General features: G+C 33.9%; 18 protein-coding genes. 1 reads left to right on the top strand and 17 read right to left on the bottom strand.

From position 1 onward, the window contains the following. Positions 1–779: 779 nt before the first annotated feature. Positions 780–1,076, bottom strand: a complete 297-nt coding sequence (gene ftsL / locus HACICURT3053_RS01040; protein ID WP_157991910.1) for a cell division protein FtsL — start codon at positions 1,074–1,076, stop codon at positions 780–782. After that, the gene (gene rsmH / locus HACICURT3053_RS01035; protein ID WP_157991909.1) at positions 1,073–2,014 is read right to left on the bottom strand and encodes a 16S rRNA (cytosine(1402)-N(4))-methyltransferase RsmH; all 942 of its coding nucleotides are present in this window, start codon (positions 2,012–2,014) and stop codon (positions 1,073–1,075) included. Before rsmH ends, ftsL begins: the two co-directional genes overlap by 4 nt. A gap of 1,571 nt (positions 2,015–3,585) precedes the next feature. Between rsmH and HACICURT3053_RS01030 the strand changes: the two genes are divergently transcribed. Further along, positions 3,586–4,929 carry a UDP-glucose dehydrogenase family protein gene (locus HACICURT3053_RS01030; protein ID WP_157991908.1) on the top strand — a complete coding sequence of 448 codons (1,344 nt, stop codon included), beginning with the start codon at positions 3,586–3,588 and terminating at the stop codon, positions 4,927–4,929. A gap of 126 nt (positions 4,930–5,055) precedes the next feature. Here HACICURT3053_RS01030 and tldD read toward each other — a convergent pair whose 3' ends face one another. The 15 genes from tldD to pyrH form a co-directional block, all read right to left on the bottom strand. After that, complete coding sequence (gene tldD, locus HACICURT3053_RS01025; RefSeq protein ID WP_157991907.1) at positions 5,056–6,507, bottom strand: metalloprotease TldD; 1,452 nt, start codon at positions 6,505–6,507, stop codon at positions 5,056–5,058. Positions 6,508–6,832: 325 nt separating this feature from the next. Beyond that, positions 6,833–7,795 carry an acetyl-CoA carboxylase carboxyl transferase subunit alpha gene (accA, locus tag HACICURT3053_RS01020; RefSeq protein ID WP_157991906.1) on the bottom strand — a complete coding sequence of 321 codons (963 nt, stop codon included), beginning with the start codon at positions 7,793–7,795 and terminating at the stop codon, positions 6,833–6,835. 12 nt (positions 7,796–7,807) lie between these two features. Further along, a complete protein-coding gene (gene dnaE / locus HACICURT3053_RS01015; RefSeq protein ID WP_157991905.1) occupies positions 7,808–11,290 on the bottom strand; it encodes a DNA polymerase III subunit alpha in 3,483 nt (1,160 codons plus the stop codon). Positions 11,291–11,841: 551 nt separating this feature from the next. Beyond that, on the bottom strand, positions 11,842–12,987 hold the full coding sequence (gene lpxB, locus HACICURT3053_RS01010) for a lipid-A-disaccharide synthase (RefSeq protein WP_157991904.1): 1,146 nt from the start codon (positions 12,985–12,987) through the stop codon (positions 11,842–11,844). Positions 12,988–12,990: 3 nt separating this feature from the next. Further along, positions 12,991–13,779, bottom strand: coding sequence for an acyl-ACP--UDP-N-acetylglucosamine O-acyltransferase (gene lpxA / locus HACICURT3053_RS01005; RefSeq protein ID WP_157991903.1), 789 nt, complete (start codon positions 13,777–13,779; stop codon positions 12,991–12,993). A 3-nt stretch (positions 13,780–13,782) separates the two neighbouring features. Further along, a complete protein-coding gene (fabZ, locus tag HACICURT3053_RS01000) occupies positions 13,783–14,238 on the bottom strand; it encodes a 3-hydroxyacyl-ACP dehydratase FabZ (protein WP_157991902.1) in 456 nt (151 codons plus the stop codon). Positions 14,239–14,390: 152 nt separating this feature from the next. After that, positions 14,391–15,413, bottom strand: a complete 1,023-nt coding sequence (gene lpxD, locus HACICURT3053_RS00995) for a UDP-3-O-(3-hydroxymyristoyl)glucosamine N-acyltransferase (RefSeq protein WP_157991901.1) — start codon at positions 15,411–15,413, stop codon at positions 14,391–14,393. Between the two features lie 3 nt (positions 15,414–15,416). Continuing rightward, the gene (locus HACICURT3053_RS00990) at positions 15,417–15,860 is read right to left on the bottom strand and encodes an OmpH family outer membrane protein (protein WP_157992297.1); all 444 of its coding nucleotides are present in this window, start codon (positions 15,858–15,860) and stop codon (positions 15,417–15,419) included. Between the two features lie 194 nt (positions 15,861–16,054). Beyond that, positions 16,055–18,466 (bottom strand): outer membrane protein assembly factor BamA, encoded by a 2,412-nt coding sequence (gene bamA, locus HACICURT3053_RS00985; RefSeq protein WP_157991900.1) that lies wholly within the window; start codon positions 18,464–18,466, stop codon positions 16,055–16,057. A 54-nt stretch (positions 18,467–18,520) separates the two neighbouring features. Beyond that, the gene (rseP, locus tag HACICURT3053_RS00980) at positions 18,521–19,870 is read right to left on the bottom strand and encodes a sigma E protease regulator RseP (RefSeq protein WP_157992296.1); all 1,350 of its coding nucleotides are present in this window, start codon (positions 19,868–19,870) and stop codon (positions 18,521–18,523) included. A 9-nt stretch (positions 19,871–19,879) separates the two neighbouring features. Continuing rightward, positions 19,880–20,740: a phosphatidate cytidylyltransferase gene (locus tag HACICURT3053_RS00975; protein ID WP_157991899.1), complete on the bottom strand. Its 861-nt coding sequence runs from the start codon at positions 20,738–20,740 to the stop codon at positions 19,880–19,882. A 28-nt stretch (positions 20,741–20,768) separates the two neighbouring features. Beyond that, on the bottom strand, positions 20,769–21,512 hold the full coding sequence (gene ispU / locus HACICURT3053_RS00970) for a (2E,6E)-farnesyl-diphosphate-specific ditrans,polycis-undecaprenyl-diphosphate synthase (protein ID WP_157991898.1): 744 nt from the start codon (positions 21,510–21,512) through the stop codon (positions 20,769–20,771). A 190-nt stretch (positions 21,513–21,702) separates the two neighbouring features. Beyond that, complete coding sequence (ispC, locus tag HACICURT3053_RS00965; protein WP_157991897.1) at positions 21,703–22,902, bottom strand: 1-deoxy-D-xylulose-5-phosphate reductoisomerase; 1,200 nt, start codon at positions 22,900–22,902, stop codon at positions 21,703–21,705. A gap of 142 nt (positions 22,903–23,044) precedes the next feature. After that, positions 23,045–23,602, bottom strand: coding sequence for a ribosome recycling factor (gene frr, locus HACICURT3053_RS00960; RefSeq protein ID WP_157991896.1), 558 nt, complete (start codon positions 23,600–23,602; stop codon positions 23,045–23,047). 140 nt (positions 23,603–23,742) lie between these two features. After that, positions 23,743–24,468, bottom strand: a complete 726-nt coding sequence (gene pyrH / locus HACICURT3053_RS00955; protein WP_157991895.1) for a UMP kinase — start codon at positions 24,466–24,468, stop codon at positions 23,743–23,745. Between the last annotated feature and the right edge of the window lie 141 nt (positions 24,469–24,609).

Below are 24,609 nucleotides of genomic sequence, written 5' to 3'. Positions count from 1 at the left end.
AAAATTAAAAAATACCTAATAGAAGCGTAGTGAATTATCATTGATCATGAAATAATCTTGTTCTACTTTAAGTTTTCAAGAAAGATCAAAATACTTCATATACAAATATCACTTTTAGTCTTCTATCTATCCACTTCTTGTTTTTTAGATAACTTTCAAAACCACTGATCAAATAAAAATATTTTCTAAAATTATTAATTAAAACACAGAAAAGAATCTGTACTTACTCTAATACAGATATTGTATTAAATAGTAATATAAAATATATTTAAATTTTATAAACAAAATCAAAATAATAATACTATCTACCTACCATGTTACATTATAAAACCATAAAGTATGCTAGCAGCTAGCATGGCATTATTTTCCCCTTTTAAGTTATAAATAAATCTTTAAAAAAAATTTTTAACATTCTGATTCTTTCTTTAACACTAAAGACATTATAAAAATAATGAGAACTTATGTTAAATATAAATCTATAACTATATATCATTTTAAGCTTTTAAAAAAAAATACTTCACTTCATCGAAACTCTTTATATATAATAATTAGTTATCTCTCATATCCAGAAATGTCTTATATACTAATATATATAAATATATATTTTCTAGCAATCTATTCCAAATAGCATATGAACTATTGTAGTATATTTCTATTATTTAGTCTTCTTCAGAAGCTCTGGATAGAATATTTAAAAAATAGATAAGACCCTCATTACATAATGCTATATTCTGTACATATTAAATTGAAATCTAATTTTTAAATAAAAAAATCTATATCTAATTAGAAAAGTAATGATTCATTTGCATTGAGCTGGGACTGACAGATTCATTTGAATGATATTTTGATAATGCATTTTCCTCAAGAATCAAATTCCTCCATTCAGTATCTAATGCATCACATTCTAAAATTAATTTCTCACGTTCTGTAATGCTTAAGCGTGTTTTATATGCAGTAATAACTACAAAAAAAGAAGATACAACGACTACAATTAACAAAAATATTGGAATCTTACTATGACGTATAAGATCCATAGCAATAAGACTGGATAAACTACATCTCGTAGATCTAGTCATAAATCTATACATTCTGCTAAACGAAGCATAGCACTGCGTGCGCGTGGATTGTCCAATACCTCACTTTTACTTGCCTTAATTTTTCCTAAATCCTGAAGAGAGGGATGAGATAAATCCCTGAACCCCCTCTCTCTAAGGGGGAATCGAGAAAAAATTTGTAATCCACGACTATTCTTACGTATGAATTGTTTAACTAGACGATCTTCTAGCGAATGAAAAGAAATAATTGATATACGTCCTCCTATTTTTAGGCTGCCTAATATTCCTTTTAGTGCTTGTTCTATTTCTTCCAACTCATTATTAACCCAAATTCGAATTGCCTGAAAACTTCGTGTTGCTGGATGTTTACGAAGTCGTCTAGTTGGAACAACAGAACAAATAAGATTCGCTAGTTCCTTCGTTCGCGTTATTGGACAGATTTTATTTCTTTGTACAATAGCGTGAGCAATACGCCACGCAAAACGTTCCTCTCCGAAAGTTTTTAGCACAAAATAAATCTCGCTTTCTTTTGCATTCATTAATTTTTTATCTGCTGATTGTCCATATACTGGATTCATCCTCATGTCTAGTGGACCATCTCGCATAAATGAAAACCCTCGTAAAGGGTTATCAACTTGTAATGATGACATACCAAGATCTAGAATAATACCATCAATTTTTCTTGTCAATCCACGTTCTTCAACATACTTACCTATCATTGAAAACTGACCATTAATAATTGTAAAACGTGAATCATTAATTTTAGACGCAATCGTCACAGCCTCAGGATCCCTGTCAATAGCATATAACTGCCCTAATTGACCAAGTCTATCTAAAATTAGACGCGAATGCCCTCCGCAACCAAAAGTTCCATCAATATAAATACCATCTGATCTAATATTTAGACCATTTACCGCCTCTTTTAATAAGACTGGTATATGTTTAAAAGTATCCTGCATAGCGCTCTAATCTTTAATCTTATATTAATCCAATAGAACTAGGTCGATAATTAATCGACGTCAATTATCAATTCTATAATAAAATTATTTAATATTACATCTGTTATTCTACTACTTATCATTATTCTAATTTCTCAAAATTATCTTTTTTCTTCTTTATTTATCTCATATTAAAAATTTTATGCTAAAAAGACAAGACGCATAAATTAAAAAAATCTACATTTTAAAAATAAAACAAGTTCCACGAAATAATCTAGATAAATTTCATTTTTGATAAAAACTTAAAATATACCTCTTTAACAAAATAAATATTGTAACTTCATTTAAGACATATAAACATGTTAATTATAAGAATGATCACTGAAATTTCCTAAAAAAGAAAATATAATAAGAAATACAAAGCAATACTGACCACATCCGTATAATGCATCTTCTACTTACTACACACATGTATCTTCAGATATTTTTAGCGCACACTATAAAAATATTAGTAAGGTTGTTCCTGATTATATTATACGATCGAGAAAAATCGCAAGAAAATACCTAATAATATTGTTTTAATAAAATAATTTCTTACATAATTTTTTTCTAAAGAAATAAATAAAATTTATATACACTCTAAAAATATATGATATGACAATCATTGGAAAATAATCTCTTAGAAATCAAAATAAAAAATTTAGACCCCAATAAACAATAGAAAAAACAAATCTCTAAATAAAATTAGAACCTATCTCTTTATAACAGATCTCTAGACACCATTAAAATTCTAATAACTATATAAATTATATAAAACTACCTGAGATAATATAAAACACTAATTAGATTATACCGCTAAAATAATATAAAATATTATATTAAACGAACTCTATATATACTAAATTACCATCAAATATCTATTTTAAAAAAAACCTATATATTAAATCCATGACTCCTCCCATCACCCATTAAATAATCTTGACAAAATTAATAAAAAATATACAGACTTTGTTATAGAAAAATGATTAAGTACCATAAAAACTTTAAATCTTATTTTTCTGAAAAAATTATATTATAGAGTTTGATATAAAAATAATTATAAAGATATATCTACTATCAAATTAATCTTGTAGAACACGCATTAAACTTATCTTAATAATATTAATAAATATATAATCTTCTATGATAGACAGAATGATCATTAAAACGTACAAAATTAATATATAGTTAATATGCATGCTTTAAGACACAATAATATATGCAGACAAAATTCGCTCATAGCGCGAATCACCTAAATCATTTTTATACAAACCAAGTTTTTAATATCTGGAAAAATATAAAATAATCTATCTACCCTTAACATTAAATAATCCATATTGATTCTTCAAAATGTCCGAGATGATCTCTAATTTAAATTCACTATAAATAGATAAAAAATCAAAAAAGAGTACCAATAATTTCTCTTTCCACAATAAGGTTAATCGCTTAGTTAATACTAATAAAAAAGATTTCACAATATGATATATAGATTAAATCATAACATAACATATTATATATAATAAACCAACATATTTAACACACTGGAATAATAAATGAAAGTTACAATCTTTGGTATTGGTTATGTCGGACTTGTTCAAGCTGCGGTCCTAGCTGAAGTAGGACATCATGTATTATGTATCGATGTTAACTCTAAAAAGATTGAAAATCTAAAACAAGGCATTCTTCCTATCTTTGAGCCAAACTTATCTGCGCTGATAACAAAAAACTTTAAAGAAGGACGATTGCGTTTCTCTACCCAAGAAAAAAAGGGAGTAAATCACGGACTAATTCAATTAATTACCGTTGGTACTCCATCAGATTCAAATGGATTTACCGACTTACAATCTGTTAATTCTGTCGTACATTCTATTGCAAAATACATGGAAGACTATAAAGTGGTCCTGAATAAATCCACTGTTCCAGTGGGAACCACTGAAAAAATGCAGGCAATAATGGTCAATATAATAAAAAAGCGTGGTGTAAAATTAAATTTTGATATAGCTTTCAACCCTGAATTTCTCAAAGAGGGCACAGCAGTCACGGACTGTATAAATCCAGATCGAATTATTATTGGTACCGATAATAAACTTGTGCTTAAATTAATCTATGAACTTTATTCCCCATTTGTCCAAAATAGAAATTTTATAATTCTAATGGATATAAGAAGTGCTGAGCTAACAAAATATACAGCCAACTGCATGTTGGCAACTAAAATTAGCTTTATCAATGAAATCTCTAATTTAGCAGAACGACTTGGCGTTGATATTGAAAATGTACGACAAGGAATTGGTTCTGATTCACGGATCGGTTCCTCATTTATTCAGCCTGGCTGTGGTTTTGGAGGGTCATGCTTTCCAAAAGATATTAAAGCCTTAATAAGAGCTTCAAAAGAAATGGGCTATCATCCTCGCTTACTTCAAGCTGTAGAAGATATTAATATTTCTCAAAAAAATAAATTACCTGATCTAATTAAACAACATTTTGGCAACGCTCTTCACGGAAAAATTTTTGCCGTATGGGGTTTATCATTTAAACCCAATACTAATGATGTACGTGAAGCTCCAAGCAGAACACTAATGGAAATATTATGGAATGCTGGAGCTATTATTCAAGCATTTGACCCAAAATCAATGAATGAAATAAAACTAATTTATGGTTTTCGAAAAGATCTTAAATTAATGAAAACTAAAGAGCTAGCACTTCAGAATGCAGATGGACTTATTATTTGTACTGAATGGGATGATTTTCAAAACCCTGATTTAAATCTAATTAAAAAAAATCTAAAAGAATCTGTAATTTTTGATGGTCGTAACTTATATGATCCAGAAATAATTCAAAAAGAAGGTTTAATTTATTATGGAATCGGTAGAGGATCATCTAATAGAAAGAAATATTAAATATACTTCCAAGTAAACATAGATATTAATTAACTATATATTTGAAAAATTATGTATTAATGCAAATTCATTAATTTCATGAACGAACAATCATTCTCTTCTTTAAGAGAAAAATTTTTCTAAAATTTATATGTTCAAACAACCCCCTACAATGAGGTTATCTATCTTAACAGTAGGCTGACCTACGCCAACAGGAATATTTTGTCCATCTTTACTACAAATTGCTACTCCTGAATCTAAATGTAAATCATTTCCAACCATTGAAATAGCCTGCATAACCTCAATGCCGGAACCAATAAGCGTGGCTCCTTTCACTGATTGTCGAATTACCCCATTTTTAATTAAATAAGCCTCTGAAGTAGAAAAAGAAAATTGACCAGAAGTAATATCTACTTGCCCCCCATGGAAATTAGGTGCATACAAACCATACTCAACACTTTCAATAATTTCTTGAGGAGTATAATCTCCAGCTAACATGTAAGTATTCGTCATACGAGGCATAGGTAGACAAGAGTAAGACTCGCGACGACCATTACCAGTGGATTCTGAACCCATTAATCGTGCATTTAACTTATCTTGCATATATCCCTTCAGTAAACCCTTTTCAATCAAAGTCGTATATTGTCCTGGTACTCCCTCATCATCAACAGAGAGAGAGCCTCGTAGGCCGTATTTAGTTCCGTTATCTACTACGGTACAACATTCAGATGCTACTTGTTGCCCTACTCTACCACTAAAAATAGATGTACCAAGACGATTAAAGTCACCTTCTAAACCATGTCCAACTGCTTCATGAAGTAAAATACCAGGCCATCCTGACCCTAAAACAACAGGAATCGATCCAGCAGGTGCCTCTAGTGCATATAAATTTACTAATGCCATACGCACTGCTTCGCGTGCCCAAACCTCAGCCCGAACCTCATTGTCGATATTCTCTAAAAAGAACTCGTACCCAAATCGTCCTCCTCCCCCACTAAAACCCCTTTCTCGTTTTCCACGGTCTTCCACTTGAACGCTAATTGATAAAAGAACTAAAGGGCGAATATCAGATACTAAAGTCCCGTCAGTAGCTGCAATTAACACCTGCTCATATACACCTGTAAGACTAGCAGTAACTTGGTGAACGCGTCTATCAGTTAATCGAGCAATATTATCAACCTGATGCAACAATAAAACTTTCTCATCACATGTTAAGCTACTCAGCGGATCCACACATAAGTATCGTGCAGGAACAACTTGTTTCCCTAAAACGTGGCACTGTTTGCTTCCTTGTTCAGAAACAATATTACGTGCTGCCTCAGAGCTCTTGTTTAACGCATCTAATGTAATTTGATCCGCATAAGCAAATCCGGTTTTTTCACCGCTGACAGCTCGTACTCCTAATCCCTTCTCTAGACCATACGTACCATCTTTAATCACCCGATCTTCTAATACCCATGATTCCTGGTATCTAGATTGAAAATATAAATCACTGTAATCCATCTTTTTTTCAAAAAGATAACCAAGAATAGCAGTGAGGTCATTATAACTCAGATTATTCTCAGAAAGAAGCTGATCATTTAAAAAATGAACATTCATAAATTCTCGCTTATTAATATAATTAATATTAATTACACTAATGATATAATAGATCAAATCACATTAAAGTGATATTACTAATAATACAATAAATTAATCAAATATTTTGACTATATAAATATACTATAAATACGCTTTTGTTATTATATCAGTAAGCTTTATGCAAACTAACCGATAAACTTAAAAATACAATTATTTCATAAAAATATCAATAATCTTTTAATGTTCAGATCCAATTAGTCACATGACTATACTTCATAGTATGAAGATGTACTATCTTGACATATTAAAATATCCAACTTTAGAATTTATTCTAAAATATTAATTAGCAATAAGAACCGTAACCCATCAATCTCTCATATCGACGATCTAATAATTGTTTTATACTAAGAAGATCTAAATCATTTAAATCCAATAAAAGCTGATCTTTAATTGCAGAACTGATCTGAAGTAAATCCCGATGAGCACCTCCTAACGGCTCAGGAACAACAGAATCGATAAGATGCAACTCCTTTAAACGAGAAGCAATAATAACCATCACTTCAGCAGCTATTGGTGCCTTATCGACGTTTTTCCATAAAATAGACGCACACCCCTCAGGAGAAATGACAGAATATGTACTATATTGCAACATATTAACTTTATCACCAACACCAATAGCTAAAGCTCCACCAGAACCTCCTTCGCCAATAACTGTACAAATTACTGGAACAGAAAGACTAGACATCTTTCTAAGATTACAAGCAATAGCTTCCGCTTGACCACGCTCCTCAGCACCTACTCCAGGATATGCACCGGGTGTATCAATAAACGTGATGATTGGCATTTTAAAGCGCTCAGCCATCTTCATTAAACGTAGTGCCTTGCGGTACCCTTCAGGTGCAGGCATACCAAAATTACGACGTATTTTTTCTTTAGTAGTGCGCCCTTTTTGATGACCAATTACCATTACAGGGCGCCCAGAAAAACGAGCAATACCACCAACAATAGCTTTATCATCACCGTAAGCACGATCTCCCGCTAGTTCATCAAAATCAGTAAATACAGTATGTATATAATCTAATGTATATGGTCGTAGTGGATGACGTGCCAACTGTGCAATTTGCCAAGCACCTAAATTAGAAAAAATCTTACGTGTAAGTTCACAACTTTTATTTCGTAAACGCTGAACCTCTGCATCTAAACGTATATTTTCTTGACTATCATTGCAGGAAACAAGCTTAAGAGAATCAATTTTTGCCTCCAGCTCTACAAGAGGCTGTTCGAAATCTGGGTAATGAAGACTCATAGTAATCCTATATTAATCAAACTCTAATTCCACCTGTTTTAGACCTGCCCATACACGGAGATCATTTAATAAATGATCACTAAGTGAGATATTCCATTTTTTACCTAGACATAATTTAGATCGAGTATCTCTGTTATGATAATAGAGATGAACGGGTATATTTCCTGATCTATATGGTGACAATAGATGATCGAGACTCTGCACAAGATTATCATTTATTTTCTTATCAGTTAGCAAGATCGCAAGCCCACGTATGTATCGTGTACGAGCTATATTAATATCCATGATATCCTTTGCTATCATTTTAATCTTTCCGTTAAAATCATCCACTACAACCTGTCCACTAACAATTAAGATGCGATCCTTCTCTAAGAACTGCTTGAATTTATCTAAAATATCTACAAATAAAATTACTTCCAAACGCCCTGAAGAATCATCTAGGATACAAATCCCCATACGACTTCCACGTTTTGTAACTATAATACGAGTTGATACAACCAAGCCCGCAACAATCGTTATTCTTCCATCTCTAGTTACTTCTATATCTTTTAAGCATTTTTCTCTAACATAATGCTTAAGCTCTTGTAAATACTGGTTAATTGGATGACTAGTTAAATAAAGACCTAAAACCTCTCTCTCAGCCTCGAGCTGAATTTGTTCTGACCATGGTTGTACATCTAACAGTATGTTCTTAACTCGATTTGGAGTTTCTGTAAGAATTCCAAACATATCAGATTGTCCTATGGAATCTGCCTTAGAACTCTGATGAGCAGCTTTTAATGCATCTGGTAAAGCGCTGATTAAAGCGGCTCTATGTAAGCCTAAACAATCACAAGCACCAGATAAAATTAATTTTTCTAAAACCCGTCGATTAATCTTTCTCGTATCAATACGAGAACAAAATTCAAATAATTCATTAAAAGAACCCTTCTGATTACGCGCATGTATAATTGCCTTTATTGGACCCTCTCCTATGCCCTTAATCGCCCCAATACCATACACAATTTTTCCTTGATGATTAACATAAAAATAATACAAACCAGAATTAATATCTGGTGGAAGAACCTGAAGACCTATCCGCCAACACTCATTTACTAAAGTAACTATCTTATCTGTATTATCCATATCAGTATTCATTACTGCAGCCATAAACTCAGCAGGATAATGCGTTTTTAACCATAATGTCTGATACGAGACCAAAGCATAAGCCGCTGAATGTGACTTGTTAAAACCATATCCCGCAAATTTTTCTACTAGATTAAAAATCTTAATAGCTAATCTACCGTCTATGCCATGCTCTTGTGCACCTCTTTCAAAACCCTCGCGTTGACGAGCCATTTCATCTGGATTTTTTTTCCCCATAGCTCTACGCAGCATGTCCGCATCACCTAAACTATATCCAGCCAAAACTTGAGCTATCTGCATTACTTGTTCCTGATAGAGGATAATTCCATAAGTAGATTCAAGAACAGGCTCTAACAACTCATGTTGCCATTGTTCATCTGGATAAGAAATCTTTTCCAAACCATGCTTACGGTTAATAAAATTATCAACCATGCCACACTGTAAAGGCCCTGGACGAAATAAAGCGACTAACGCGATAATATCTTCAAAACAATCAGGTTGTAATCGTTTAATTAAGTCTTTCATTCCATGCGATTCTAACTGAAAAACAGCAGTAGTCTCAGCCTGCCTTAACATATCAAAACTTCTTTCATCATTAAGATCAATAGAAGAAATATCAATTGGTTGAACATGATTTTTTATATGATTCGCATTAATCATTGCTAACGTCCAATCAATAATAGTTAGTGTACGTAGACCAAGAAAGTCAAACTTAACCAAACCAGTATATTCTATATCATTTTTATCAAACTGAGTCACTGGATAATGACCAGATTCGTCACAATATAATGGTGCAAAATCAGTGATTTTTGTAGGTGCAATAACCACTCCACCCGCATGCTTTCCAGCATTACGTGTAACACCTTCTAACTTTTTTGCCATGTCAATAAGCAGTTTTACTTCTTCATCTGACTTATAAAGAACTGATAAATTAGGGGAAGATCGAAACGCTTTTTCTAATGTTATTCCAGGATCTGCTGGTACCATTTTTGAAATTCGATCAACAAAAATATAAGGATGGCCAAGAACTCGTCCTACATCACGAATAACCGCTTTCGCAGTCATAGTACCAAAAGTAATAATCTGTGAAACTGCTTTACGACCATACATCTCTGCTACATGTTCAATTACTAGATCTCGTTTTTCCATACAAAAATCGACATCAAAATCAGGAAGTGAAACACGCTCTGGATTAAGAAAACGCTCAAATAACAAATTAAACTCTAATGGATCTATATCAGTGATTTTTAGCGAATAAGCGACTAAAGAACCTGCCCCTGATCCCCTACCAGGACCAACCGGAATACCATTATCTTTAGACCATTTAATAAATTCCATAACAATAAGAAAATAACCAGGAAAACCCATCTGATTAATAACCTTGAGTTCAGTTTTCAACCTCTGGTCATATTGTAAACGACGATGAGAACGAACTTTTTTCTCTGGAAATATAATATTTAACCTCTCTTCTAAACCTTCTTTAGATTTTAAAACAAGAAAGTCCTCCGTGGTCATAGAACCCGTTGGAAACTTTGGTAGAAAATATGAACCAAGTTGAATTGTAACATTACAGCGACGAGCAATTTCCACACTATTTTCTAAAGCTTCTGGAATATCTGAAAATAGTATACACATCTCCTTTTCAGTTCGTAGATACTGCTGAGCGCTATACAGACGAGGACGTTTCTGATTTTCTAAAGTAAATCCATTTTGGATAGCCACACGAATCTCATGAGCCTCAAAATCTAATTGAGAAATAAAACACACCTCGTTGGTAGCAACAATAGGAACACCTGTTTGTATTGCTAATTCCACTGCAGCATGCAAATATATTTCTTCATTTATTCGTCCAGTTCTAATCAATTCCAGATAGTAACAATCAGGAAAATATTTCTGATAAAAATTAATAGATTCTTGAACCTGTCTTTCGTTTCCTCGTAAAAGCATTTGACCAATTTCACCCTGAAGACCACCAGAAAGCAAAAGAATACCTTCTGGATTCTCCATCAACCAACTACGTTTAATTATTGGACCCTGGCTCCCATAACCACTCAAATAAGCACGCGAAATCAGAAATTTAAGATTTTGATAACCCTGATTATTAGTAGCTAGTATAGTAATTTGCGAAAGGTTATTACCCATAAGCTCACTACTCATTTTAAAATCAGCGCCAATAATTGGTTTAACACCTTTCTTATGTGCAGCATTATAAAATTTAATTAATCCAAAAAAATTAGTAAAATCTGTAATACCAACAGCAGGCATGCCTAGTTGTGCTACAAAATCTACTAATGTTCCTATTTTAGCTAATCCATCAATTATAGAATAGTCGCTATGGACCCGCAAATGAACAAAATGAGGCTCAGACATCTTGATTCCAATTCAAAATTAAGGCGAAATTATAGAAACAATCAACATACATTAATTATATTCTAACATCCTTATTTTGTAAGTTTGTATGGTAAAATTATAGATGAGAATATTGGAACAAGTAGCACTTATGTTTTTAGAACGCTTCTCTGTCAAATACGTAAATCTTACCTATTTTAAGATAAGCAACTAATAGATGTGATTCTTATAAATATTAATACTCGGACTTTAGTCTAAAATCAGACTGCAATATAATTGCAGTAGAAAACTACTCTCATAATAGATAATATATATTACTAAATCATAAACATGTAGACAATTTATCTACCTATATTGAAAAAGTTATTCTCATCCAGATTGATAACAAATTTTATATTTATAATATAAATTATATCTCCTTTTCTATATAATGTGTAAAATAGTTTAGGATATATAGTGAGAAAAAACATTAAATGTATTCTACTTAAAGATTAAAGATTAAAACAAAAAGCTACGTTATCAAATGAAAATAAAAAGCAATTAATGTCTATCTAAATATTAATAAATTTTTTTTATTGGCAAAACTCTAGCACTGCTTTCGCCGCACTTTCATTAGAGTTCTGTCGAATTTTATGATGTAACTCAGTAAAGGTAGTTAATAAAAAAGGACATATCTTCGGATTAATAAGAAAAGGATCCAGTGCAGCTGCAAGGTGTTTTGGTTGACACTTCTCTTGCAATAACTCTGGGACCAAAGTAGAATTAGATAATAAGTTAGGAAGTGAAACGTAACTAGTTTTTACTAAACGCTTAGCTAACCAAAACGTAAAGGGTTTCATACGGTAGCTTACTACCATCGGGCATTTGGCTAACATGCATTCTAACGTAGCTGTTCCAGAAGCTAATAAAGCAACATCACTGGCTTGCATGGCCAGAGGTCCTTTACCATCTAAAAAATGTACTTGTAATGTAGGTGCTACTCGATCCTTAATTTTTTTAAATTGCAAACGTCTCTGAGAGTTAACTAACGGTGCAATCACCTGAAGATTTGGATGTTTTTCCTGCAATATTATTGCTGTTTTCAGGAAATCTTCACTTAACATATCAATCTCAGAACTACGACTTCCCGGTAATAAAGCTAGACATAAAGAATCTGAATCAATACCAAGCTTTTGTCGTATAGATAACTTATCTGGCTTAATAGGAATCAAATCAGCCATGGGGTGACCGATAAAACAACAAGAAACATTCCAGCGATCATACAAAACTTTTTCAAATGGTAATAACACCAAAACAAGATCAGTTACACGCCCAATAGTAACAATACGTTTTTGTCTCCACGCCCATAATGATGGGCTAACATAGTGAATCGTACGAATCCCATTCCGTTTAAGACAACCTTCCAAGGTGAGGTTAAAATCAGGTGAATCAATACCAATAAATACATTGGGTTGCAAAAGAATAAGACGACGTGCCAAATCACGTCGAATATATAATAAACGACGCAGGCGCCCTACAATTTCCACAATGCCCATAACCTCTAATTCTTCTATGTCATACCATGCCAAGCATCCCTCAGACTTCATTAGAGGACCAGCCACACCTATAAAACGCACATTAGAATGTTTTTCTTTTATCGCCCGAATAAGTCCTGCACCGAGCATATCACCAGAAATCTCTCCAGCAACAAGAGCAATAGTTAATATATTATTCGACATAACTTAACGAATCAAACCTCTAGTAGATCGAGCAAAAAAATCGTAGAACGGCTGAACTTCCGGATGTAAATTTGCAATACGAGCAATCTCTGGCTTCACTGTATCTAATGTCTTACCACTTCGATACAGTATCTTATATGCAGAGCGTATCGCTCGTAGCGCATCTGTACTAAATCCATGACGTTTTAATCCAACAAGATTGATCCCAAAAGGCCTAGCATGATTACCTTGTGCAATAACATAAGGAGGCACATCCTGAGTTACACCAGAACATCCACCTACCATAACATAAGATCCGATAATACAAAATTGATGCACCGCTGTCATACCTCCAATGATTGCAAAATCATCGACGATCACGTGCCCAGCTAATGTCGCGTTATTAGCTAAAATACAATGATTACCAATAACACAATCATGAGCAATATGCGCATTTACCATCAAAAGGTTGTCATTACCAATACGCGTTATCCCATTTGATTGTGTAGTTCCGCGATGAATTGTCACGCTTTCACGAATATGATTACGATCGCCAATTTCCACTCTCGTTGGTTCACCAGTATATTTTCGATCCTGATTAACTTCACCTACTGAAGTAAATGACCACAAAGTATTATTTTTCCCAATGCAGGTATGACCATTAACTACGACATGGGATTTTAGCACCGTCCCTTCCCCGATACTAACATGAGAACCAATAATACAAAAAGGATGAATCTGAACACCTGCACCAATCACAGCACCTGCCTCAATAATTGCACTGGGATGAATAACGGCTGTAGCATCAATCACCAGCTAGACCTCCCGGCTTCGAGCACACATCATTGTTGCTTCGCAGACAATTTTACCATCTACGGCAGCCCACCCTTTGAAACGCGTTAATCCACGACGGGTTTTTTCAAAAGTCACTTCCATAATCATTTGATCACCTGGCACAACAGGTCGTTTAAATCGTGCTTGATTAATACCAGCAAAATAATAAAGTTCGCCTGGTTTTAATTGACCAACACTTTTAAATGCAAGAATACCAGTGGCTTGAGCCATAGCCTCAAGAATTAAGACACCTGGGAAGATAGGTTTACCAGGAAAATGCCCCTGAAAAAACGGTTCATTAACTGATACATTCTTAACTGCTCGGAGATACTTGTTTTTTTCAAAATCAATGACTCGATCAACTAGTAAAAATGGATAACGATGTGGTAGTAATTCAATAATCTCTTCAATTTTTAGAGTATGAGTTTTAGTATTCAAAATACTCTTCCTGTCCTGAAAAATCTTATGGCTGGAATAAAACGACCTGTAATAATTTATTTTTCTTTAGGCCAAAAATCATGTCTAGACCTCATACTTTTCTTTCTGTACATATGCTTTATCAAAAATTGATCATGTTTATTATGATGTTTTTACTCTTTATCAATTTTATTTTCGATAATGTTTAAACGTTGTCTTATGTCCTCGATATTCATTACTAATACTGTAGTTTTACGCCAAACCCTATTAGGCTGTACAGGAATACCAGAAGAATATATCCCAGGCTCAGTAATAGATCTCATCACCATGCCCATTCCTGTCACTGTGACTTTATCGCAAATCTCTATATGACCATTAATAACGCTGGCACCACCAATCATGCAATAGCAACCAATTTTAAGACTACCCGCCATGACTACACCGCCAGCTATAGCAGTATTATTTCCAATGATTACATTATGTGCGATCTGACAGTGATTATCTATGACAACATCATTGCCAATATAAGTGTTATCCAGAGAACCACGATCAATAGTTGTACACGCACCTATCTCCACTCGGTGTCCAATAATGACCGTACCTAGTTGCGGAATTTTAACCCACGCTTCGCCATCCTTTGCGTATCCAAAACCATCAGAACCTATTACAGCACCTGACTGAATAAGGCAATCACAACCAATATTAACTGCATGATAAATTGAAACATTTGCCAATAAGCGACTTCCTGAACCAATATGAGTCTTTTTCCCTATAAAACAGCCGGCACCAATTACAACATGATCTCCTAACACTACATCAGATTCAATTACTACATTGGCACCAATTGAAATATTTTTACCAAATTGGACTGTATCATGGATAACCGAACTAGGCGCAATTCCTATATCTGATTTTGGCGTGCTATCAAAAAATTGCGCTATACGAGCATATGTTAAATAGGGATTTTTAACTACCAGCGAGGACCCATTAAAAAATCTTATATCTGATGGGGTTAAAACTACCGCTGAAGCCTGGCATGTTAGAAGCTTATTACGATAACGCCTACTTGAAAGGAAAGTAATCTGACCGGTTTTAGCAGATTCTATAGAAGCAATCCCAGAAATCGCAATATCACCATTACCATGCAATTCCGCATCCAACTGCTGGGCTAATTCAGCTAGTCGAATTGAAAACATAAATTATTGAACCTGTTTTAAAACATCATCAGTGATGTCTTTAGATTGAACAGAATAGGCTACAGTATTTTGATCAAATACAATATCATACCCTTGAATACGAGCAATTTTCTTCACAGCATTTTGGATCCTGTCTAATATTTTATTACGTTCTTCAATTTGACGACGACGATTATCCTGATCAAATATCTGAACTTTATTTGAAAAAGCTTCTCTTTTTTGTATTACCTCTTGCTCCATGTTAATTCGCTCACTGGGCTTCATCGTAAGTCCATCACGCTGAAGATGACGTATTTTAGTTTGAAGCTCATTCTCCATGCCCTGTAATTCTGCAGTGCGTTCTTTAAACTCATTTTCCAATTTCTGTGCGGCAGCAGCGCGTTCGGGAAGCTGTTGAAAAATACTAGACATATTCACCACACCAATTTTATCAGAAGCTTCAGCCATTGCAGAAATAACTAAAGATAAACTTAAACCTGCAATATAAAAAAACTGTTTCACTTTTAAACTCCTTTCACTTTTACTGTTGTTAAATTAAAAACAAATACTAATTTTATTATGATTTACAATCAAGTATGTATGAGCTATCGTATTCACTGAGAAATAAAATATCCAGCCTGAATTTTAGGATTAATAATTACTTACCATATTTTCCCAAAATGAAACTGAAATGGCTCAGTCTGATCACCATGGCGTTTTTTGAAAGGATGAGAATAAGAAAATACTAGAGGACCAATAGGTGACATCCATTGCACCGAAAGACCAGTTGAGATACGTAAACTACCAGGTTGGCTATAATCAGGAATGTGAACTAGATCTGTATCCGTAATTTTTACCCAATGAGTATCCCATAAAGTTCCTGCATCTATAAACAAAGAGGTCCGAATAGAATTAGAGTATTTTACATCAATAAGTGGAGTCGGTGTAATTAACTCAGAGCTCACAACAGCCATGGCATTTCCACCAACCGCGTCATTAGAATGACAGATTCCATTAGGATGAATAGTAGAACATTTAGAAGTACTAGTATTATAGTAGACAGCTTTAGGTCCAATTGTATTAGAACGAAAACCACGTACCGTACTTAAACCACCAGCATAAAAATTCTCATAAAAAGGTAATTCTTTTTTACCAATTCCATCTCCATAGCCTAGACGACTGCGACCTAAAAAAATCCAGCTTCTAGATTGATTAATCGGAATATATTTCTGTGCATCAAGCGTAAATTTATAAAAACAGTTATCTGAACCTGGTACTGTAATTTTCCCATTAAAACTCACACTGTGACCAGTTGTAGGAAAAAAACCATGATCAATAGTTTTATAGGTCCATCCGTAATCAAATGCTATATCATCTACAGAAAAAGCCGCGTCAGAAGAAAGGGAAGGGTATGGACCAATAGAGCCAAGGTAACGCCACATAGACACCTGTGGTTTCATATGAGAAATAGCGTGATGTTGATATCCCATTCCAATACGAAGTGTATTGGCTTTACTCATCGGTAAACCCAATGTAGTATCTAACCCATAGTTTTTATTTTTATAATCGGATAAATCAGCATCATTTGCTTTAAAATCATTATAAAATATACGACCACGAAGACTTATACCAGAAATTGTGAAATAAGGATCAGTCAAGGCAAATGAGGCATACGTCAAGTAATCATTTTTAGTACTGTTAAGAGCAATTGTATTTCCAGTACCTAACCAGTTATCCTGAGTTACACCAGCTTGAAAGCTAACTCCGCTTTCCGTGCCATAACCAAAGCCTAAATTAATAGTACCAGTATTCTGCTCTTTAACCTCATAAACAACATCAACTTGGTCTAACGATCCAGGAACTGGAGATATATGAGAAGTTACTGTTGTAAAATAACCAAGACGAGATAAATGCTCTCTTCCTTGATCCACAAGATCTCTACCAAACCAAGACCCCTCCATCTGTCGCATCTCGCGTCTTAATACTGCGTCTTTAGAATTGTAATTTCCCTTGAAACGTACTTGATTGACATAGTAACGATGCCCCCTATCTACATGAAAATATGCATTAACAGTATGCTTGATATCATCAATATCTAATTTAGTTTCAACATGTGGATAAGCATAGCCATCTTTACCCAATATTTGTTTTATTTTATCTTGTATATGAGCAATTTTTTCCCAGTCATAAAACTCATTAGATTTTACTCTCGTTAGAGTTTTTAGATCTGGAAAATTCCCTTCTAGATGATTACTTATTGTGATACCAGATAATATGTATTTTTGACCTTCAGTAATATTTATAGTAATATAAATATTCTTTTTATCTGGTGTTAAACTAATCTGAGAAGAATCAATATTAAACCTAGCATACCCCCGGCACAAATAAAAGTTGCGTAAACTATCCAAATCTCCAGATAATTGCTGAGTCTGGTATTTGCCGTCACGAATAATATTCCACCAGGCTCCCTTCTCATGCAGTTTAAAATTTGAAATTAACTGATTAAAACTGAATTCTTTATTTCCAACGATATTTATCTGTTTAATTTTTGCTGCAATACCTTCAGAGAAAACTAACCTTAAATCAACACGATTGAATGACAAAGGAATGGTTTCTACTCTAACTGTTGCAGTATATCGACCAATACTATAATAGAAATTTTCTAATCCTTTTTTAATCGCAGTGACAGCAGAACAATCAAAAATCTCACCCACACGCACACCAGAAGAATTAAGGCTCTGCCTTAAAATTGTATCCTGCACTACTTTATTTCCATAAAAAGTAATACTAGAAATCGTAGGACGCTCTTTCACACGAACGATAAGTGTATAACCATCACGTAAAATATGAACATCGTCAAAGTAACCAGTCGAAAAAAGTGCATGAATAGTATTTCCCAAATCTACATTAGAAGCAGTATCACCAACATGGATAGTCATATTATGCAATACTGTCTCAGACGAGACTCTCTGTAGTCCATCAAAAGAAATATTCTTAACTACAAATCCATCTGCACCATATACAGTAGCGCTGCTTAAAAGCAGCGAAGCTATAAGAAAATGTTTCATCTCCACCCTTTAATAAATACCGCCAGTTTAATGCTCATTGCTCATTTACCGGTCAATAAATCAGAAATATGAAAAATCATTGAAAATCGCCAGTCCCATTAAGATGATCAGTATAATAAAACTAATGCGATAACTAAATTCCTGCACGCCCTGAGACAACGGTTGACCTTTTATTTTTTCAATTAATAAACACAAAAGATGTCCGCCATCTAAACCCAACAGTGGCAATAAATTCATCACCCCCAGGTTGACGCTGATCCGAGCAAGAAACATTAGATAATATTTAAAACCATACTCTACTGACTGCCCTGCGCTCTGCGCAATCGAAATAGGACCGCTGAGATTACTGAGACCTATCTCACCGTTAACTAGTTTACTTAATATATTGACTGTCAACTGAATAAACTGCCAGGTTTGAGACACCGCTTTACCCAAAGCTACCAATGGTAGGTACTGGTATGTTATTCTATACTCTTCAGATAAAGGTCTTACCCGAGGAACTAGTCCAGCAAATCCTTGATTCTTCTTATTAAAATTAATGTCTGGTGTTAACACTAACCGCACATTACTACCCGCCCTTTCTACTTCAATATATAACGCTTTATTTGGATTATCTCGAACTATCTCAGCAAAATGATTCCATGTCGTCTCAAGTTTACCAGAAACTTTAACAATTATATCACCAGGTCGCAAGCCTGCACGACTTGCCGCAGAATTCTTCTCTACCTGATCCAATACTAAATCAATATGGGGACCAGGCCCTTCCATACCTAGCAATTGCATAAAATCCTTCTTATCTATATTGCCTTTAAAAGAACGCAAGTTAATAATTTTTTCGCTATTATTCTTTCTTCCCAGAGACGTAACAGTAACACGAGCTGTATCATCACCAATCTTTTTTAGAAAAGCCATACGAACAGCATCCCAATCAGGAGTAATTATGCCATCAACAGCCTTTATTTCCATTCCTCTAGTAAAATGTGCTTCTTCTGCAGGCGAGCTAATTGTAATTCTATCAATCACTGGACGAACACCAGGCATCCCAATAATAAATATTATCCAATAAAGAAAAACAGAAAAAATAAAATTAGCAAGAGGACCAGCTATAATAATAGCCATCCGTTGTAATATATTTTTTTTATTAAAAGCCCGAGAGGAAAATGAAGAAGTAATACTAATTGAACGTACGTTCAACATTTTAACATAACCACCTAGAGGAATTAGTGCAAGTATATATTCGGTGCCCTGTTTATCTACATAACGTAATAACGTTTTACCAAAACCAATTGAAAAACGCTCTACCTTAACTCCAAATAAACATGCTGTTAAAAAGTGTCCAAATTCATGAACAGCAATTAAAAGTCCTACTGAAAAAATAAAAACGATGAAATTCAAAAGTGCATTAAGTATCATATATTCTTAGAATACTCCTGCCAATAACAACTGTAGACTTGCAAAAACTGGAGCTGCAGCCGTTAAGCTATCAATACGATCAAGAACACCACCGTGTCCCGGAATTAGATTACTGCTATCTTTGATTCCAGCTTCACGTTTAAACATACTTTCCGTTAAATCACCAAAAACCGATATTAAAACAGATAATAGAGAACAAACACAAAGAGAAACAAACGAAATCTTCAATGGCTCAAATAAATACACAAAATAAAACATAAAACTTGAAGTCAGTAAACCACCCAATAAACCTTCCCAAGTTTTACCTTCTGAGACTCGCGGTGATAATTTATTTTTTCCAAATCTTTTACCAGATAAATAAGCACCAGAATCCATTCCCCAAATAAGACACATTAAATAAAGAATTAACCAAGAACCAGAATGACGATCCAATAAATAATTATATTGCCTCAAAACAAGCATGCTGACAAAAAAAGGCAGAAGAGTTAGTAAACCAAAAATTAAGCGCAATGAACATGAAGTGCGCCAAAATAAAGATGAAATAGGATAGAATAACACTAAAAAAATAGCTATAATCCACCAAAAACACGAGATCTGAAGAACATTAACATAATTAAACCCATGTAACATCCATGTCAATTTATATACCTCAGATAGTGTATATATTAATATAATAAGACCAAACAAAATTGTCATACCTAGTCTCTTTTTACAAGAGACCAGTCCTGATAACGCTGTCCATTCCCAAGCCGCTAATATACTGATTGTCATCATAATAAAAGCAAACCATGAGAGAGAACACCAAAATAAACCTGAGATAACAATAGGAATTAATATACATGAAGTAATTAAGCGCAACTGTAACACAAAACCCTATCTCCCAAAATATAAAAAATTAAAGACTAGTTCCACCAAAACGACGCTCTCGTTGTGCAAATGCGTTTAATGCGCCTTCAAACACATATTCATCAAAATCTGGCCATAAAGTATCTGTAAACCAAAATTCCGCATAAGCAATCTGCCATAGAAGAAAATTACTAATGCGATACTCTCCTCCAGTTCTTATGACTAGATCTACAGGTGCTATTTTATGCAGACAGAGATGTGCACCTAAAGTTTCTTCTTCAATTTGCTCCGGCTGAAGAAGACCATCTTTAACTTGCCACGCTATTTTTCTGACTCCATGGATAATATCCCAGCGTCCGCCATAATTAGCAGCAATATTAAGTCTTAATCCTTTATTTTTCTTAGTTTTGTCTTCAGCTCTGCAGATAGAATCTTGCAAGCGCCTACTGAAACGACTAATATCACCAATAATTTTTAAACGAACATTATTTTTATGCAAACTGTTTATTTCACTGTCTATTACCAAAATAAAAAGTTCTAATAAAGCCATAACCTCTTGTGCAGGCCGATTCCAATTTTCTCTGCTAAATGCATATAATGTTAATGCATCCAAATGATGATTTACAGAAAAACTTACAGCTCGACGAACGGATTCTATACCCGCTTGATGACCAGAAATACGCCTCTTACCTTGATTTCTTGCCCAGCGACCATTACCATCCATAATAATTGCTACATGTCGAGGCTGTGACTCCTGATTGTCACGACTTTGAACTTGTTTTTCAAACGACATCACACGTAATAATTCCTTTAATTCAGAAATGAATACATTCTGAAATCTGTCACTCCGTTAACATTAAATATCTGCGATTATATAGGCTAAATCGATTGGACTGCACTGTAACGTTCACTAATTTATAGAACGACTATACCATTTCTCTATATTGCTCACAATTAACTATAATGATGAAAGTACGCCACAATTACTTTAAGGGAAAATGTCGCAGTAATGCTTTTGATACGGAACGAGCCTCACAATCAATAGCAAAAACCTCTTCAATACTCCCTGGTTCTTTGCAAAGCAGATGCTCCAAAACCATACTATTTAGTCTAGCTATATCAGTAAAACCAATTTTTGAATCTAAAAATGCCGCCACCGCAATTTCATTAGCAGCATTCAGTATAATTGTGCTTGCTTGACCAGATAAACCAGCCTCAATTGCTAGTTTCAAACAGGGATAACGTGAATAATCCGGTTCAGAAAAAGTAATCGCTTCAATATTCTTAAAATTAAGAGAAGATGAACCAGATTGTATTCGATCAGGCCAGCCCATCGCATAAGAAATAGGTACACGCATATCAGGAGAACTCATTTGTGCCATTACACTACCATCACAATAACGAATCATAGAATGAATAACAGACTGAGGATGCAGAATAACTTCAATCTGAGAAAAAGAAACATTAAATAACCACTTAACTGCAATATATTCCAACCCTTTATTCATCATCGTAGCTGAATCAATTGAAATCTTCTGGCCCATTGACCAGTTTGGATGCAAACAAGCTTGATCTGGTGTAATCTGATCTAATTTTGACAATGAAATCTCACGGAATGGACCCCCAGAACCTGTAAGAATAATATTCTCAATACCATGCTTCTCTGTCGATAAAAAACCAAGATTTTCCTGTAGATTATAAGGAAGGCTCTGAAAAATAGCATTATGCTCACTATCTATCGGTAATAGTTGAGCAGTAGAATCTCTCACTGCTTCTACTAAAAAACGACCACTGCTTACTAATGACTCTTTATTTGCTAATAAAACCTGTTTTCCCGACTTAATAGCAGATAGAGTTGGTAATAAAGCTACCATGCCTACAATGGCGACCATGACCTGATCAACATCATCTAAAGAAGCAATTTCACTGATAGCCTGTTCCCCACCTAACACCTTAGTAGGAATCTGAATGTCTATTAAGATCTCACGAAGTTTGTTTGCAGCTAATTGATCTGACATAACAGCAAAATCAGGACGAAATTCATAACACTGCTCTGCTATCATCTGAACATTTTTATCAGCAACAAGAGCTTTAATAATAAACAGGTGAGGATTTTTTCGTACTACAGATAACGTACTCCTGCCAATAGATCCAGTGGAACCGAGGATAGTTAATTTTTTCATTCTTTTACTCAAAAAAATAAAATTTAGTAGTCTCAAATGTAAAGGCAAACTAACGCGTTTGGTACACAACTTTGATCTCTCTTAAAGAGAGACTGCATGATTAATTTAATTCTCAATAATCAAATTGATAATCGGTAAAATACTAAAAATCTAATAATTCTTTTTCTTTTTCTGCCAATATAGAATCGATTTTCTTAATAAAAATACCGGTTTTTTTTTGTATCATATCTTGTATATGGCGAATACTTTCTTCATTCATCTTTGTATCTTTAATCAATATTTTTAGTTTATCATTTACATCACGTCGTATATTACGTAAAGCTATACGACCTTTTTCCGCTTCACCTCGAACCAATTTAATTAATTTATGACGACGCTCTTCAGTCAATGTTGGTAATGGAACTCGGATGCCCCCTGCTTCTGATCTTGGGTTTAAACCAAGATCAGAGGTGATAATAGCTTTCTCAACTAAAGAACTCATTGAGGGATCAAAGAGATTAATTTTTAAAGTGCGCGAATTCTCTACAGTTATGCTAGACAGTTGAGCAAGTGGAGTTAAAGAGCCATAATAGTTAATCATGATACCATCTAGAAGAGATGGTGCAGCTCGCCCAGTTCGCACTTTACGAACCTGAGTGATAAACACTTCTACACATTTTTCCATGCGTATTTCTATATCTTTTTTAATGTCGTTAATCAAATTCTATTCCTTAGATTCTATATAAAATTTCCTAATATACTACTAGAAAATTTGGAACACTTTAAATATAAAGTATTTTTTAGCAACTCTTAGAAACATACGTACTTTCCAATATCGAAAAAAAATCTTAGTGCATAATATTAATGCATAATCAGTGTTCCTTCTTTTTCACCCATAAGAACACGACGAAGCGCACCAAATTTGTTTATATTAAATACGCAAATAGGAAGTGAATAATCTCGAGCCAACATAAAAGCTGATAGATCCATAACTGTTAATTCTTTCTTTAATACATCAGAGTAAGAGAGTTTCTCATATAAAACTGCTCCCGGATCATTCTTCGGATCAGAAGAATAAACACCATCTACGTTAGTCGCTTTTAATACTATATCTGCCTCAATTTCAATACCACGCAAGCAAGCAGCAGAGTCAGTAGTAAAAAATGGATTACCAGTACCAGAAGAAAAAATTACCACTCGATTATGATATAGTAATCGCATAGCTTTAGACCAACTATAGCTATCACATAACCCATTTAAAGAAATAGAAGACATTAGAGATGTCTTTACATAAATGCGATTTAAAGCATCAAACATAGCTAAACCATTCATTACTGTTGCTAACATCCCCATGTGATCAGCAATTACACGGTTCATACCAACTTTCGATAATCCAGATCCACGAAAAAAATTTCCTCCTCCAATCACTATACCAATCTGAGCACCCAATGCTACTAATTCTTTTAATTCTATCGCGATCCTTTCAAGTATATTGGCATCAAGACCAAAAACTTCAGAACCCTTTAACGCCTCTCCACTAAGCTTAAGAAGCACCCGTTGATATATAAGTTTTGTATTAGTGTTCATTCTTATCCCCCCCAGATGACACCTTTAGTAAAATTTCACTATTTTTCTGATATCATCTTAAGAGTATTATGTTAATATCAAAATTCTTGAATTATTGAAATCAAGATTTAATTTATTAGACACCACTTGATACTTGTTAAT

Origin of the sequence: Candidatus Erwinia haradaeae (genome assembly GCF_900698855.1) — a bacterium.
Classification (GTDB): Bacteria; Pseudomonadota; Gammaproteobacteria; order Enterobacterales; family Enterobacteriaceae; genus Erwinia_E; species Erwinia_E haradaeae_F.
Note: the sequence above shows the minus strand (reverse complement) of the source record. Positions and strands in the feature narration are given on the sequence as shown.

What these genes read in the sequence shown, in the direction of transcription:
- ftsL (WP_157991910.1), bottom strand. Translation starts at nt 1,076, where the DNA reads ATGACTAGATCTACGAGATGTAGTTTATCCAGTCTTATTGCTATGGAT.
- rsmH (WP_157991909.1), bottom strand. Translation starts at nt 2,014, where the DNA reads ATGCAGGATACTTTTAAACATATACCAGTCTTATTAAAAGAGGCGGTA.
- HACICURT3053_RS01030 (WP_157991908.1), top strand. Translation starts at nt 3,586, where the DNA reads ATGAAAGTTACAATCTTTGGTATTGGTTATGTCGGACTTGTTCAAGCT.
- tldD (WP_157991907.1), bottom strand. Translation starts at nt 6,507, where the DNA reads ATGAATGTTCATTTTTTAAATGATCAGCTTCTTTCTGAGAATAATCTG.
- accA (WP_157991906.1), bottom strand. Translation starts at nt 7,795, where the DNA reads ATGAGTCTTCATTACCCAGATTTCGAACAGCCTCTTGTAGAGCTGGAG.
- dnaE (WP_157991905.1), bottom strand. Translation starts at nt 11,290, where the DNA reads ATGTCTGAGCCTCATTTTGTTCATTTGCGGGTCCATAGCGACTATTCT.
- lpxB (WP_157991904.1), bottom strand. Translation starts at nt 12,987, where the DNA reads ATGTCGAATAATATATTAACTATTGCTCTTGTTGCTGGAGAGATTTCT.
- lpxD (WP_157991901.1), bottom strand. Translation starts at nt 15,413, where the DNA reads ATGTTTTCAATTCGACTAGCTGAATTAGCCCAGCAGTTGGATGCGGAA.
- HACICURT3053_RS00990 (WP_157992297.1), bottom strand. Translation starts at nt 15,860, where the DNA reads ATGGCTGAAGCTTCTGATAAAATTGGTGTGGTGAATATGTCTAGTATT.
- ispU (WP_157991898.1), bottom strand. Translation starts at nt 21,512, where the DNA reads ATGTCGTTTGAAAAACAAGTTCAAAGTCGTGACAATCAGGAGTCACAG.
- ispC (WP_157991897.1), bottom strand. Translation starts at nt 22,902, where the DNA reads ATGAAAAAATTAACTATCCTCGGTTCCACTGGATCTATTGGCAGGAGT.
- pyrH (WP_157991895.1), bottom strand. Translation starts at nt 24,468, where the DNA reads ATGAACACTAATACAAAACTTATATATCAACGGGTGCTTCTTAAGCTT.